Source organism: Streptomyces sp. B1866 (assembly GCF_031932565.1).
In the GTDB taxonomy this organism is placed as follows: domain Bacteria; phylum Actinomycetota; class Actinomycetes; order Streptomycetales; family Streptomycetaceae; genus Streptomyces.
Genome location: NZ_JAVSCF010000647.1, coordinates 1 through 353, shown reverse-complemented (window position 1 = coordinate 353; position 353 = coordinate 1). Strand labels below are relative to the sequence as shown.

At 74.5% G+C, this 353-nt stretch carries 1 pseudogene; it reads left to right on the top strand.

The annotated features are described in order from the left end of the window. Nucleotides 1-144: 144 nt before the first annotated feature. Nucleotides 145-353: pseudogene (locus RKE29_RS30605) on the top strand (hypothetical protein); the annotation flags it as partial.

Genomic DNA, 353 nt, shown 5'->3' with positions numbered 1-353 from the left:
GGCGGCGATCCGGCGCGGCCCGGCCCGTCCGCGCGACCGGTGCGCGCGGCGGCACGGAGATCCGCCCGCACTCTCGGCAATCACTCGGACACGCTCCGGCGCACCAGGAGGTGACCAACCCACCCATCACTCGTTTTACGGAACGTGGAGCAGCAGAAGGCGACAGCGACACTCCCCGACCCCACCGTTCCCATCGACGTCGACCGGGCCGAGGCGGCCATCGTCGAGCACTATCCGCGGCTCGCGCGGCTGGCCTACCTGGTCCTGCCGTCCTCCCTGGGGCACACGCGCCGCGTGCTGACCGCGCACGCGCTGGTGCAGCAGGCGCTGCCGCGCGGCCGCGGCGGCTCCGG